General features: G+C 69.9%; 13 protein-coding genes. 5 read left to right on the top strand and 8 right to left on the bottom strand.

Annotated features, from left to right (window positions below):
- The first annotated feature begins 6 nt into the window (after positions 1 to 6).
- The gene (galK, locus tag ACFZDJ_RS40620; RefSeq protein WP_385380876.1) at positions 7 to 1,149 is read left to right on the top strand and encodes a galactokinase; all 1,143 of its coding nucleotides are present in this window, start codon (positions 7 to 9) and stop codon (positions 1,147 to 1,149) included.
- 132 nt (positions 1,150 to 1,281) lie between these two features.
- Here the strand turns inward: galK and ACFZDJ_RS40615 are convergent, their stop codons facing one another.
- Positions 1,282 to 1,737 carry a GNAT family N-acetyltransferase gene (locus tag ACFZDJ_RS40615; RefSeq protein WP_391066675.1) on the bottom strand — a complete coding sequence of 152 codons (456 nt, stop codon included), beginning with the start codon at positions 1,735 to 1,737 and terminating at the stop codon, positions 1,282 to 1,284.
- A 256-nt stretch (positions 1,738 to 1,993) separates the two neighbouring features.
- Between ACFZDJ_RS40615 and ACFZDJ_RS40610 the strand changes: the two genes are divergently transcribed.
- A complete protein-coding gene (locus ACFZDJ_RS40610; protein WP_390930183.1) occupies positions 1,994 to 2,761 on the top strand; it encodes a LuxR C-terminal-related transcriptional regulator in 768 nt (255 codons plus the stop codon).
- Here the strand turns inward: ACFZDJ_RS40610 and tamR are convergent.
- The gene (tamR, locus tag ACFZDJ_RS40605; RefSeq protein ID WP_054233026.1) at positions 2,720 to 3,217 is read right to left on the bottom strand and encodes a MarR family transcriptional regulator TamR; all 498 of its coding nucleotides are present in this window, start codon (positions 3,215 to 3,217) and stop codon (positions 2,720 to 2,722) included. The genes ACFZDJ_RS40610 and tamR overlap by 42 nt on opposite strands.
- An 89-nt stretch (positions 3,218 to 3,306) precedes the next feature.
- On the opposite strand from tamR, the gene ACFZDJ_RS40600 reads away from it, so the two are divergent.
- Both ACFZDJ_RS40600 and ACFZDJ_RS40595 read left to right on the top strand, forming a co-directional pair.
- The gene (locus ACFZDJ_RS40600) at positions 3,307 to 4,116 is read left to right on the top strand and encodes a trans-aconitate 2-methyltransferase (RefSeq protein ID WP_391066672.1); all 810 of its coding nucleotides are present in this window, start codon (positions 3,307 to 3,309) and stop codon (positions 4,114 to 4,116) included.
- A gap of 4 nt (positions 4,117 to 4,120) precedes the next feature.
- Entirely contained in the window at positions 4,121 to 4,585 is a 465-nt protein-coding gene (locus tag ACFZDJ_RS40595; RefSeq protein WP_390930179.1) for a glyoxalase, read from the top strand.
- On the opposite strand, the gene ACFZDJ_RS40590 is transcribed toward ACFZDJ_RS40595, so the two are convergent.
- Both ACFZDJ_RS40590 and ACFZDJ_RS40585 read right to left on the bottom strand, forming a co-directional pair.
- Positions 4,582 to 5,262 carry a TetR/AcrR family transcriptional regulator gene (locus ACFZDJ_RS40590; protein WP_054233024.1) on the bottom strand — a complete coding sequence of 227 codons (681 nt, stop codon included), beginning with the start codon at positions 5,260 to 5,262 and terminating at the stop codon, positions 4,582 to 4,584. The genes ACFZDJ_RS40595 and ACFZDJ_RS40590 overlap by 4 nt on opposite strands.
- Complete coding sequence (locus ACFZDJ_RS40585) at positions 5,259 to 6,269, bottom strand: fatty acid desaturase (RefSeq protein WP_390930177.1); 1,011 nt, start codon at positions 6,267 to 6,269, stop codon at positions 5,259 to 5,261. Before ACFZDJ_RS40585 ends, ACFZDJ_RS40590 begins: the two co-directional genes overlap by 4 nt.
- 341 nt (positions 6,270 to 6,610) lie before the next feature.
- On the opposite strand from ACFZDJ_RS40585, the gene ppc reads away from it, so the two are divergent.
- Positions 6,611 to 9,343, top strand: coding sequence for a phosphoenolpyruvate carboxylase (gene ppc / locus ACFZDJ_RS40580; RefSeq protein ID WP_391066669.1), 2,733 nt, complete (start codon positions 6,611 to 6,613; stop codon positions 9,341 to 9,343).
- 73 nt (positions 9,344 to 9,416) lie between these two features.
- Here ppc and ACFZDJ_RS40575 read toward each other — a convergent pair whose 3' ends face one another.
- The 4 genes from ACFZDJ_RS40575 to ACFZDJ_RS40560 all read right to left on the bottom strand — a co-directional run bounded on the left by ACFZDJ_RS40575 (position 9,417) and on the right by ACFZDJ_RS40560 (position 12,477).
- Positions 9,417 to 9,914: a hypothetical protein gene (locus tag ACFZDJ_RS40575; RefSeq protein WP_390930173.1), complete on the bottom strand. Its 498-nt coding sequence runs from the start codon at positions 9,912 to 9,914 to the stop codon at positions 9,417 to 9,419.
- Between the two features lie 143 nt (positions 9,915 to 10,057).
- The gene (gene pth, locus ACFZDJ_RS40570) at positions 10,058 to 10,669 is read right to left on the bottom strand and encodes an aminoacyl-tRNA hydrolase (protein ID WP_168492438.1); all 612 of its coding nucleotides are present in this window, start codon (positions 10,667 to 10,669) and stop codon (positions 10,058 to 10,060) included.
- An 81-nt stretch (positions 10,670 to 10,750) separates the two neighbouring features.
- The gene (locus tag ACFZDJ_RS40565; RefSeq protein WP_168509096.1) at positions 10,751 to 11,341 is read right to left on the bottom strand and encodes a 50S ribosomal protein L25/general stress protein Ctc; all 591 of its coding nucleotides are present in this window, start codon (positions 11,339 to 11,341) and stop codon (positions 10,751 to 10,753) included.
- A 161-nt stretch (positions 11,342 to 11,502) separates the two neighbouring features.
- The gene (locus tag ACFZDJ_RS40560) at positions 11,503 to 12,477 is read right to left on the bottom strand and encodes a ribose-phosphate diphosphokinase (RefSeq protein WP_168509095.1); all 975 of its coding nucleotides are present in this window, start codon (positions 12,475 to 12,477) and stop codon (positions 11,503 to 11,505) included.
- Between the last annotated feature and the right edge of the window lie 41 nt (positions 12,478 to 12,518).

The raw sequence follows: 12,518 nt of genomic DNA, 5'->3' as shown, positions 1-12,518 counted from the left end.
AATTCGGTGGGCGTACGCGAGGGGTTCGAGGAGCTGTACGGGACCGCACCGGAAGGCGTCTGGGCGGCGCCCGGGCGGGTCAACCTGATCGGCGAGTACACGGACTTCAACGAGGGGTTCGTGATGCCGCTCGCCCTGCCGCACACGGCGGTGGCGGCGGTGTCGCGGCGCACGGACGGGGTGCTGCGGCTGCACTCCGCCGACATCGAGGGCCCGGTCGTCGAACTGCACGTCGACGAGCTGGCGCCGCTGACCAACACCAGCTGGGCCGCGTACCCGGCGGGCGTGGTGTGGGCGCTGCGCGAGGCGGGACACGCGGTGACGGGCGCGGACGTGCACCTCGCCTCGACCGTGCCGACGGGGGCGGGCCTGTCCTCCTCCGCCGCTCTGGAGGTCGTGACGGCGCTCGCTCTCAACGACCTGTACGAACTCGGCCTCACCGGACCCGAACTGGCCCGCCTCGCCCAGCGCGCCGAGAACGACTTCGTCGGCGTGCCCTGCGGGATCATGGACCAGACGGCGTCCGCGTGCTGCACCGAGGGGCACGCCCTGCACCTCGACTGCCGCGATCTGTCCATCCGGCAGGTCCCCTTCGATCTGGCCTCCCTGGGGCTGGAGTTGCTGGTCGTCGACACGCGGGTGAAGCACGCGCTGGGCGACGGGGCGTACGCCGAGCGGCGCGAGGGGTGCGAGGAGGGCGCGCGGCAGCTCGGGGTGTCGCATCTGCGGGATGTCGCGTACGAGGAGCTCGACGCGGCGCTCGCGCGCCTCTCGGACGAGCGCGTACGCCGGTATGTCCGCCACGTCGTCTCGGACGATCACCGGGTGGAGCGGGTCATCGCGCTGCTGGACGCCGGGGACGTCCGGGCCATCGGGCCGGTCCTCACGGACGGGCACGCCTCGCTCCGGGACGACCTGCGGATCTCCTGCGAGGAGCTGGACCTCGTGGTCGCCACGGCCAACGCCGCGGGGGCGCTGGGTGCGCGGATGACGGGGGGCGGCTTCGGTGGCTCGGCGATCGTGCTGGTGGAGTCGGCGGATGTGGACACGGTGACGAAGGCGGTGACCGAGGCGTTCGGCTCCGCCGGTTATACGGCTCCTCGGGTCTTCCCGGCGGTGCCCTCGGCGGGCGCCCGGCGCTTGAGCTGACGCTCGGGTGCGTTCTTTGTCTGCGGACCGTGGGGGGCTGGGCGCGCCCACGCGGCGGAGCCGCATGATGTGACAGCCCCGCGCCCCTAAAAGCTTCGGGGTGACTGGTGTTCGCAGGCGGGGGAGTCCTGGTCAGGGCAAGCGTTTGGTCAGGGTGTATTCCGTGATTCCCGGTGGATAGTCGGGGATCACGCACACCACCTCGTAGCCGTGTTTCTTGTAGAACTCGAGGGCCTGGAAGTCCCAGGTTTCCAGGCGGGAGTTGCGGCAGCCGCGCTCCTCGTGGGCGAGGCGCTCGGCCTCGGCGAGGAGCCGGCCGCCGAGGCCCGCGCCGCGGTGGGGGGTGTCCACCCAGAGGTACGTCACGTGCAGCCACGTCGTCCAGGTGTGACCGACGAGCCCGCCGGCGAGCGCCCCGTCGGCGTCCAAGACCCAGACATGGAGCGGAAGTTCCCGTTCGGCGGGGGTGCCGCGCAGCGCGCGGAGGATCGGGGACGCCGCTGTGTTCGTGTCGCGCAATCGCCGGCGGAGCAGATCACGCCGGTCTTTGTCGTCTCCTGTCTCCATACGAAACATACGGCTCACCATAAACGCGCTGGCCAATCAGTTCTGCAAATTGCCTTCCGCTGCCCGCCCCCGGTCGTACCCTGTGAACAGCGCCGGTGGGGGCCGGTGCTGATCAGGGGGCGAGACAGTCGGGTACGACGCCCGAAGTGGGGGTAGCAGTTCCAGCACGGCGGCGGCCGTGCGGCTGCGGCACCCCGTTTTCCGAGTTCGAGCGGGCTCGGGATCACTTCGGGTGTCGTACCTGCGCCGGTCCGTCCCCCGACCAGTGGGGGTATCAGTGGTTCGCATCCGTGTCCTGGTCGTCGACGACCACCGCATCTTCGCCGAGTCGCTCGCCGCCGCCCTGGCCGCCGAGCCCGACGTCGACGTGTCCGCCGCAGGCAGCGGCCCGGCCGCGCTGCGCTGCCTGGAGCGGGCATCCGCTGAGGGCCGCAGATTCGACGTGCTGCTCGTCGACGCCGACCTGGGCGGCAATCTGCCCGGCGCCCGTCCTGCCGTACCGGTCCAAGAGGGCAACGAGGACGGGCTCGTCGACGGCATCTCGCTCGTCGCCGGCGTCCGTTCGGGACAGCCGAACGTACGCATCGTCGTCCTCGCCGAGAAGGACGATCCGCGCCGCGCCGCCCTCGCACTGCAGGCCGGCGCCTCGGGGTGGGTCGCCAAGGACTGTTCCCTGTCGCGGCTCCTGACCGTCATACGGGGTGTGCTGCGCGACGAGACGCATCTTCCGCCCGCCCTGCTCACCGGCGTCCTGCGGGAGTTGACCGCCGCCCGCAAGCACCGCACCGAGAGCGAGCGGCTGGTCGAATCGCTCACGCCGCGGGAGCGGGAAGTGCTGCGGTGCATGGTCGCGGGGCTGGGGCGCAAGGCCGTCGCGGAGAGGCTGTTCCTCTCCCCGCACACCGTCCGTACCCATATGCAGAACGTGCTGGGGAAGTTGGGCGTCCACTCGACGCTCGCCGCGGTCGCCCTCGCCCGCCGGGCCGGGGTCGGGCCCGTCGACCTAGCCGGGGATGTTGTCGAACGGGGCGGTCAGCTGGCGTAGCAGGGACGCGAGTTCACCGCGCTGCGCCTTGCTGAGTTCGGCCAGGATCGCGCGCTCCTGGTCGAGGAGTCCGGCGAGCGCCTGGTCGGCGCGGTCGCGTCCCTCGTCCGTGAGGCGCACGAGTACGCCCCGGCGGTCGCTCGGGTCCGGGAGGCGCTCCACCAGGCCCTTCTTCGTCAGCCGGTCGATGCGGTTGGTCATCGTGCCGGAGGTGACGAGCGTCTGCGTGAGCAGCTGGCCGGGGGAGAGCTGGTACGGGGAGCCCGCGCGCCGCAGTGCGGTCAGCACGTCGAACTCCCAGGGCTCCAGGCTGTGCTCGGAGAACGCCAGCCGTCGGGCGCGGTCAAGGTGCCGGGCGAGCCTGCTCACCCGACTGAGTACCTCGAGCGGTTCCACGTCGAGGTCAGGGCGCTCCCGGCGCCATGCTGCGACCAGCCGATCGACCTCGTCCTCCATGACGATCAGTGTAGTGGTTGTGTCGACATGAAGTCTCTTGATATCAAGTCTCTTGACGTCGAGATAAATGTGAGGGGAAAGTAGCAGACATGACCACTCCCACCTGGGACCCCGCCCAGTACCTGCGCCACGCCGGCCACCGCGCCCGCCCGTTCACCGACCTCCTCGCCCGGGTCCCCGACCTCCCCGGCACCCCGCCCCGCATCGCCGACCTCGGCTGCGGCCCGGGCAACGTGACCGTCCTCCTCGCCGACCGCTGGCCCACCGCGCACATCACCGGGTACGACAACTCACCCGAGATGCTCGCCAGGACCGAGCCGTACACGGGCCCCACGGCCGGCGGCGGACGCCTCGACTTCGCCCCCGCGGACGCGACGACCTGGGCGCCGACGGAGACGTACGACCTGATCGTGTCGAACGCGGCACTGCAGTGGGTGCCGGGGCACGTGGAGCGGTTCCGTGACTGGGTGGCCGCGCTGGCACCCGGCGGCACCTTCGCCTTCCAGGTTCCCGACAACATCGACGCGCCCCTGCACGCCCTGATGCGCGAGCTCGCCGCCTCCGCCCGCTGGAAGGACCGCCTCGAAGGCGTCCTGCGGCACGAGGACTCCGTCCACGAACCGCTGGTCTACCTGGACCGGCTGACCCGCCTCGGCTGCACGGCGGACGTCTGGCAGACGACGTACGAGCAGATCCTGACCGGTGCGGACCCGGTGCTGGACTGGGTGAAGGGCACGGGGCTGCGCCCGGTGCTGACGGCCCTCGCCGACGACCCCAAGGCCCGCGACGCCTTCGTCACCGAGTACCGCGACCTGCTCCGCGACGCCTATCCGACGGCCCCGTACGGCACGGTGCTGCCCTTCCGCCGCCTGTTCGCCGTGGCGCACAAGGAAGCGTGAGCGGATGCTCGCCGCCATCGACCACGTCCAGCTCGCGGCCCCGCCCGGCTCGGAGGACTTCCTGCGCGTGTACTACGTCGAGGTTCTCGGCATGACCGAGATCCCCAAACCGCCCGTCCTCGCCGCCCGCGGCGGCTGCTGGTTCCGGGCGGGTGCCGTGCAACTGCACATCGGGATCGAGAAGGACTTCCGGCCCGCGAAGAAGGCCCACCCCGGGCTGCGCGTCACCGGCATCGAGGCCTGCGCCGCCCGCCTGCGGGCCCACAAGGCCGAGGTCACCTGGGACGACAACCTCCCCGGCCACCGCCGCTTCTACTCCGAGGACCCCGTCGGCAACCGACTGGAGTTCCTGGAGCCGCTCGGATCCGTGGAACAGCTGCTCGGATCCGTGGAGCGGCTCGGATCCGTGGAACAGCTCGGATCCGTGGAGCGGCTCGGGTCCCGTTCCCCGGAGCGGCTCGGCTCCTAGGACTTGCGATGCCCGATCAAACGCGGCTTCGGCTCCAGACCGTCCAGGCCGTGCCAGGCCAGGTTCACCAGATGGGCCGCCACCTCCGCCTTGCGGGGCTTGCGGACGTCCAGCCACCACTGGCCCGTCAGGGCGACCATGCCGACCAGGGCCTGGGCGTAGAGGGGGGCCAGTTTCGGGTCGAAGCCGCGCAGCTTGAACTCGCGGCCCAGGATGTCCTCCACCTGGGTGGCGATGTCCGAGATCAGCGAGGCGAACGAACCCGTCGACTGGGGGATGGGTGAATCACGGACCAGGATGCGGAAGCCGTCCGTGTACTCCTCGATGTAGTCCAGGAGAGCGAACGCGGCCTGTTCGCACAGCTCGCGGGGGTGACCGGCGGTGAGAGAGCCGGTCACCATGTCCAGCAGACGGCGCATCTCGCGGTCCACCACCACCGCGTACAGCCCCTCCTTGCCGCCGAAGTGCTCGTAGACCACCGGTTTGGAGACGCCGGCCTTCGCCGCGATCTCCTCCACCGACGTCCCCTCGAAGCCCTTCGCCGCGAACAGGGTGCGACCGATCTCCAGCAGCTGCTGACGGCGCTCCGCACCGGTCATGCGGGTGCGGCGCGCACGCCGCGGCTTTTCACTGCTGCTCGGGGTGCTGCTGGAGTCGGTCGCCACACCGTCAATCATGCCGCTTCAGCGGTTCCCGTCTCGCCCCGGGAGGCCGACCCGTCCGTGATGCGCTTCGAATCGATACGCGAGCGTGACGGCCAGCGCACGTCGGACGCCCAGCCGAGCTGCTCGCACCAGCGGATGATCCGCGCCGAGGAGTCGACCTGGCCGCGCTGTACGCCGTGCCGCGCCGAGGTCGGGTCGGCGTGGTGCAGGTTGTGCCAGGACTCACCGCAGGAGAGCACGGCCAGCCACCACACGTTGCCCGAGCGGTCCCGCGACTTGAAGGGCCGCTTGCCCACCGCGTGACAGATCGAGTTGATCGACCAGGTGACGTGATGCAGCAGCGCCACCCGGACCAGCGAGCCCCAGAAGAAGCCGGTGAACGCGCCCCACCAGGACATCGTCGCCAGACCGCCGATCAGCGGGGGGAGGGCGAGGGACAGCATCGTCCAGTAGATGAACTGGCGCGAGATCGCACGGATCGCCGGATCCTTGATCAGGTCCGGCGCGTACTTCTCCTGCGGGGTCCGCTCCTCGTCGAACATCCAGCCGATGTGCGCCCACCACAGGCCCTTCATCAGGGCCGGCACCGTCTCCCCGTAGCGCCACGGCGAGTGGGGGTCACCCTCGGCGTCGGAGAACTTGTGGTGCTTGCGGTGGTCGGCGACCCAGCGGACCACAGGGCCCTCGACCGCCATCGAACCGGCGATCGCCAGCCCGATCCGCAGCGGGCGCTTCGCCTTGAAGGAGCCGTGCGTGAAGTAGCGGTGGTAGCCGATCGTGACGCCGTGGCAACCCAGGTAGTAGAAGAAGACCAGCAGGCCGATGTCCAGCCAGCTCACCCCCCGGCCCCAGGCCAGCGGCACCGCTGCCACAAGGGCTACGAACGGAACAGCGATGAAGAGAAGCAGCGTGATCTGTTCGAGTGACCCCTTTCGCTCACCACCCAGCGTGGCGGCGGGGAGCGAGGCGTCGTCGGGCGACCGCGGGGCGTCGTCGATCACGTCGGAACTCGTGGGCATGAGCATCCCCTTGTGGGGTTCGAGGGCGGGGGAGATGGCCGGTTACGGGATCTCAGGGTCCTCCTGCCAGCTGACGTGAGGCCCTACGCATCCGTAACTTACGGCGTCGTAAGTATGGCAGCGCGCAGCCCGGCGGCAAGAGCCCAACAGCCTGCGCGTCCGCATGGACACCTATCCTTGGATTCGGTCGGACAGCGCGGTCCGTTCTGTTTTCTTCCCGGATGCCACGTCCCTAAGCGGCACCCCGCCGCGCGGCCGCCATCCGGGTTCCCTCCCTGACGAGCTTCAGACGAGCTTCCACACTCTTCAGCCGAGCTTCCACACTGCAAGGAGCCGCACCTGTGAGCAGTGCCGACGACCAGACCACGACGACCAGCAGCGAGCTGCGCGCCGACATCCGCCGCCTGGGCGACCTGCTCGGTGAGACCCTCGTCCGTCAGGAGGGCCCCGAGCTCCTGGAACTGGTCGAGAAGGTCCGCCGCCTGACCCGCGAGGACGGCGAGGCAGCCGCCGAGCTGCTGCGCAGCACCGAGCTGGAGACCGCGGCCAAGCTGGTCCGCGCCTTCTCCACGTACTTCCATCTGGCGAATGTCACCGAGCAGGTGCACCGCGGCCGCGAGCTGCGCGCCAAGCGGGCCGCCGAGGGCGGACTCCTCGCCCGAACGGCGGACCGGCTCAAGGACGCCGACCCCGAACACCTGAAGCAGACCGTCAAGAACCTGAACGTCCGCCCGGTCTTCACCGCCCACCCGACGGAAGCCGCCCGCCGTTCGGTCCTCAACAAGCTGCGCCGTATCGCCGCGCTCCTCGAGACCCCCGTCATCGAGGCCGACCGCCGCCGCTACGACACCCGGCTGGCCGAGAACATCGACCTGGTGTGGCAGACGGACGAACTGCGCGTGGTCCGCCCGGAGCCCGCGGACGAGGCCCGCAACGCCATCTACTACCTCGACGAGCTGCACGCGGGCGCGGTGGGCGACGTCCTGGAGGATCTGACCGCGGAGCTGGAGCGCGTCGGCGTGCAGCTCCCGGACGACACCCGGCCGCTCACCTTCGGCACCTGGATCGGCGGAGACCGCGACGGCAACCCGAACGTCACCCCCGCCGTCACCTGGGACGTCCTGATCCTCCAGCACGAACACGGCATCAACGACGCCCTGGACGTCATCGACGAACTCCGCGGCTTCCTCTCCAACTCCATCCGCTACACCGGCGCCACCGAGGAACTCCTCGAATCCCTCCAGAGCGACCTGGAGCGGCTCCCCGAGATCAGCCCCCGCTACAAGCGCCTCAACGCCGAGGAGCCCTACCGGCTCAAGGCCACCTGCATCCGGCAGAAGCTGGAGAACACCAAGCAGCGCCTCGCCAAGGACACCCCGCACGAGGACGGCCGCGACTACCTCGGCACCGGCGAACTCCTGCGCGACCTCACCCTCATCCAGACCTCGCTGCGCGAGCACCGCGGCGCGCTGTTCGCCGACGGCCGGATGAACCGCACCATCCGCACCCTGGCCGCCTTCGGCCTCCAGCTCGCCACCATGGACGTACGCGAGCACGCCGACGCCCACCACCACGCCCTCGGCCAGCTTTTCGACCGCCTCGGCGAGGAATCCTGGCGCTACGTCGACATGCCCCGCGACTACCGCGCCAAGCTCCTCGCCAAGGAACTCCGCTCCCGTCGCCCGCTCGCCCCGACCCCCGCGCCCCTCGACGCCGCCGGTGCCAAGACCCTCGGTGTCTTCGGGACGGTCAAGAAGGCCCTGGAGATCTTCGGACCCGAGGTCATCGAGTCGTACATCATCTCGATGTGCCAGGGCGCCGACGACGTGTTCGCCGCGGCCGTACTCGCGCGGGAGGCGGGCCTGCTCGACCTGCACGCCGGCTGGGCCAAGATCGGCATCGTCCCGCTCCTGGAGACGACGGACGAGCTGAAGGCCGCCGACACGATCCTCGAGGACATGCTCTCCGACCCCTCCTACCGCCGCCTCGTGGCGCTGCGCGGGGACGTCCAGGAGGTCATGCTCGGCTACTCCGACTCCTCGAAGTTCGGCGGCATCACGACCTCCCAGTGGGAGATCCACCGCGCCCAGCGCCGCCTGCGCGACGTCGCCCACCGCTACGGCGTACGCCTGCGTCTCTTCCACGGCCGTGGCGGCACCGTCGGCCGCGGCGGCGGCCCCTCCCACGACGCGATCCTCGCGCAGCCCTGGGGCACGCTGGAGGGCGAGATCAAGGTGACCGAGCAGGGCGAGGTCATCTCCGACAAGTACCTCGTGCCCTCGCTCGCCCGCGAGAACCTGGAACTCACGGTCGCCGCCACCCTCCAGGCCTCCGCCCTGCACACCGCCCCCCGCCAGTCCGACGAGGCGCTGGCCCGCTGGGACGCGGCCATGGACGTCGTCTCGGACGCCGCCCACAACGCCTACCGGCGACTCGTCGAGGACCCGGACCTCCCGGCGTACTTCTTCGCCGCCACGCCTGTGGACCAGCTCGCCGACCTGCACCTCGGCTCGCGGCCCTCCCGCCGCCCCGACAGCGGCGCCGGTCTCGACGGACTGAGGGCCATCCCCTGGGTCTTCGGCTGGACCCAGTCACGGCAGATCGTGCCCGGCTGGTTCGGCGTCGGCTCCGGCCTCAGGGCCCTGCGCGAATCGGGCCTGGACACCGTGCTCGACGAGATGCACGAGCAGTGGCACTTCTTCCAGAACTTCATCTCCAACGTCGAGATGACCCTCGCGAAGACCGACCTGCGGATCGCCCGCCACTACGTCGACACCCTCGTCCCCGACGAACTCAAGCACGTCTTCGCCACCATCGAGGCCGAACACGAGCTGACCGTCCGCGAGGTACTGCGCGTCACCGGCGGCAAGAAGCTCCTGGACACCAACCCGGTCCTCCAGCAGACCTTCTCCATCCGCGACGCCTACCTGGACCCGATCTCCTACCTCCAGGTCGCGCTCCTCAAGCGCCAGCGCGACGAGGCCGCGGCCGGCGCCGAGCCGGACCCGCTGCTCTCGCGCGCACTGCTCCTGACGGTCAACGGAGTGGCGGCCGGACTGCGCAACACCGGCTGACCCCCCCAAGAGCGACAGACGGGTGCCCCCGCGTTCGTACGAACGCGGGGGCACCCGTCATTTCAAGAACAGATCACAGAACCAGGAACGTGGCCGTCAGCTGCACGATCCCCGCCCCCGCCAGCACCCACGCCGCCCGCCGCAGCCGCAGGCCACCCGCCACCACCACCGAGGCGAGCAACAGAGCGCCACCCAGCGGGACCCAGGCGTAGAGAACGCCCGCCGGACCGCTACGGACGACATCACTGCTCCCGGGCTTCACGGTCACCGTGTACGTCCGGCCCTTGCGCACCGCGACCGCCTCGTCGATGGTGACGCGTGTCCGCGCCCTGGACCCCGTCGAGGTCGGGGCGTACGTCCCCGTACAGACATCGCCGGAGCACTCGGTCACGGTCATCGTCCCCTGCTCCCGGCCCTTGCTCAGCATCACGTGCTGGGCCGTGCCCCAGGAACCCCAGACGCCGGCGATCAGGATCAGCGCCGCGACCGTGCCCATCGCCGCGAGCCGCCCGAACCGCAGCGCCGGATGTGCGCTCCGACGGGAGCCTCGATGTGCGGCGACGGCAGGCATGGCGGCGATCCTTGGCCATGGCTGCGCGCCCGGTCAACTCCGGGCGGTTCCGGTGGGCGACAAGTCGGCAGTTGTACGCGTACATCGACCGCCCTGAAGATCACCCCGGACGACCGCCCTGGAGAACCGCCCTGGAGAACCGCTCAGGAGTTGTACGTGCCCTGCGCCCGCTCCAGCCCCTCGATGACGAGGCACTCCACGGCATCCGAGGCCCGGTCCACGAGGTAGTCGAGTTCCTTGCGCTCCGCCGAGGAGAAGTCCTTCAGGACGAAGTCGGCGACCTGCATCCGCCCCGGAGGACGCCCGATGCCGAACCGCACCCGGTGGTAGTCGGAGCCCATCGCCTTCGTCATCGACTTCAGCCCGTTGTGGCCGTTGTCGCCACCGCCGAGCTTCAGGCGCAGGACGCCGTAGTCGATGTCCAGCTCGTCATGGATCGCGACGATGTTCGCCGTCGGCACCTTGTAGAAGTCCCGCAGCGCGGTCACCGGGCCGCCGGACAGGTTCATGTACGACATCGGCTTGGCCAGGATCACCCGGCGGTTCGCCGGGCCCGGCGGGCCGATGCGCCCCTCGATCACCTGCGCCTGTGCCTTGCCGGCCCGCTTGAACCTGCCGCCGATCCGCTCCGCCAGCAGGTCGGCCACCATGAAGCCCACGTTGTGCCGGTTCATGGCGTACTCGGGGCCGGGGTTGCCGAGGCCCACGATCAGCCAGGGGGCGCCCGCATCGGTCGTCACGTCGGTGTCTCCCATATGTCCTTGATACGCGGCAGCCGCCGCTCCTCAGGGGAGCGGCGGCCGACACAGATGAAGATTCCGGGGGAATCAGGCCGATCAGGCTTCGGCGGCCTCGGTGCCCGCGGCCTCGCCCTCGGTCGGCTCCTCCGCCTGGGCGGACAGGACCTGAAGGACGACCGCGTCCTCGTCGATCGCCAGCGTGGTGCCCTTGGGCAGCGGGATGTCCTTGGCGTGGATGGAGGCACCGGCCTCCAGGCCCGCGATGGAGACGGTGACCGACTCCGGGATGTGGGTGGCCTCGGCCTCGACCGTGAGGGTGTTCAGCACGTGCTCGAGCAGGAAGCTGCCCGGGGCGAGCTCGCCCTCGGTCTGCACGAAGACCTCGACGGTGACCTTCTCGCCGCGCTTCACGAGGAGCAGGTCGACGTGCTCGAGGAAGCCCTTGATGGCGTCGCGCTGGACGGCCTTCGGGATCGCCAGCTGGGTCTTGCCCTCGATGTCCAGGGAGAGCAGGACGTTCGGGGTGCGCAGGGCGAGCAGCAGCTCGTGGCCCGGCAGCGTGATGTGGACGGGCTCGGCACCGTGGCCGTAGACCACGGCGGGAACCTTGCGGTCACGGCGGATGCGGCGGGCGGCGCCCTTGCCGAACTCGGTACGGGTCTCGGCGGCGAGCTTGATCTCGGACATGTGCACTCCTCGTAGATCTGGGGAAGGGGGTCACCCGGCCAAACAATCGGCCTGCTACGAAGAGCGCGTCGATAACGGACCGCCGCACAAAAAAGTGCGGCCTCCCTCGCCGAGCAACTTGAGCAGTCTACTCGGCAGGGAGGCCACACCCAAAAGGATCTTTACTGCTCCTCGAACAGGCTCGTCACCGAGCCGTCCTCGAAGACCTCACGGACCGCGTTGGCGATCGTCGGCGCGATCGACAGGACGGTGATCTTGTCGAGCTCCAGCTCGCCCGGGGTCGGCAGGGTGTCCGTGAAGACGAACTCGCTGACCTTGGAGTTCTTCAGACGGTCGGCCGCCGGGCCGGAGAGCACACCGTGCGTGGCCGTGACGATGACGTCCTCCGCGCCGTGCGCGAAGAGGGCGTCGGCGGCGGCGCAGATCGTGCCACCGGTGTCGATCATGTCGTCGACGAGGATGCAGACCCGGCCCTTCACGTCACCGACGACCTCGTGGACGGTGACCTGGTTGGCGACGTCCTTGTCGCGGCGCTTGTGCACGATCGCCAGCGGGGCGTCCAGGCGGTCGCACCAGCGGTCGGCGACGCGCACCCGGCCGGCGTCCGGGGAGACGACGGTGAGCTTCGACCTGTCGACCTTCGCCCCCACGTAGTCCGCCAGGATCGGCAGCGCGAAGAGGTGGTCGACCGGACCGTCGAAGAAGCCCTGGATCTGGTCGGTGTGCAGGTCGACCGTGAGGATCCGGTCGGCGCCCGCCGTCTTCATCAGGTCGGCGATCAGGCGCGCCGAGATCGGTTCACGTCCACGGTGCTTCTTGTCCTGCCGCGCGTAACCGTAGAAGGGCACGATCACGGTGATGCTCCGAGCGGAGGCCCGCTTCAGAGCGTCGATCATGATCAACTGCTCCATGATCCACTTGTTGATGGGAGCCGTGTGGCTCTGCATCAGGAAGCAGTCGGCGCCGCGCGCGGACTCCTGGTAGCGGACGTAGATCTCACCGTTGGCGAAGTCGAAGGCCTTCGTCGGGACAACCCCGACACCCAGCTTATGGGCGACCTCCTCGGCAAGCTCGGGGTGGGCGCGGCCGGAGAAGAACATCATCTTCTTCTCGCCGGTCGTCTTGAACCCGGTCACAGCACTGTCTCCTCAGAGGTGTCTCAGCTGGGGCATGAGGA

The organism is Streptomyces sp. NPDC007896, from assembly GCF_042959425.1.
Classification (GTDB): domain Bacteria; phylum Actinomycetota; class Actinomycetes; order Streptomycetales; family Streptomycetaceae; genus Streptomyces.
The sequence above is the reverse complement of the archived record's forward strand: the minus strand, read 5'-3'. Positions and strand labels throughout refer to the sequence as shown.

Coding starts and splice junctions, on each gene's coding strand:
- ACFZDJ_RS40615 (WP_391066675.1), bottom strand. CDS start 1,737: ATGGTGAGCCGTATGTTTCGTATGGAGACAGGAGACGACAAAGACCGG.
- tamR (WP_054233026.1), bottom strand. CDS start 3,217: ATGGAGGACGAGGTCGATCGGCTGGTCGCAGCATGGCGCCGGGAGCGC.
- ACFZDJ_RS40600 (WP_391066672.1), top strand. CDS start 3,307: ATGACCACTCCCACCTGGGACCCCGCCCAGTACCTGCGCCACGCCGGC.
- ACFZDJ_RS40595 (WP_390930179.1), top strand. CDS start 4,121: ATGCTCGCCGCCATCGACCACGTCCAGCTCGCGGCCCCGCCCGGCTCG.
- ACFZDJ_RS40590 (WP_054233024.1), bottom strand. CDS start 5,262: ATGATTGACGGTGTGGCGACCGACTCCAGCAGCACCCCGAGCAGCAGT.
- ACFZDJ_RS40585 (WP_390930177.1), bottom strand. CDS start 6,269: ATGCCCACGAGTTCCGACGTGATCGACGACGCCCCGCGGTCGCCCGAC.
- ACFZDJ_RS40575 (WP_390930173.1), bottom strand. CDS start 9,914: ATGCCTGCCGTCGCCGCACATCGAGGCTCCCGTCGGAGCGCACATCCG.
- pth (WP_168492438.1), bottom strand. CDS start 10,669: ATGGGAGACACCGACGTGACGACCGATGCGGGCGCCCCCTGGCTGATC.
- ACFZDJ_RS40565 (WP_168509096.1), bottom strand. CDS start 11,341: ATGTCCGAGATCAAGCTCGCCGCCGAGACCCGTACCGAGTTCGGCAAG.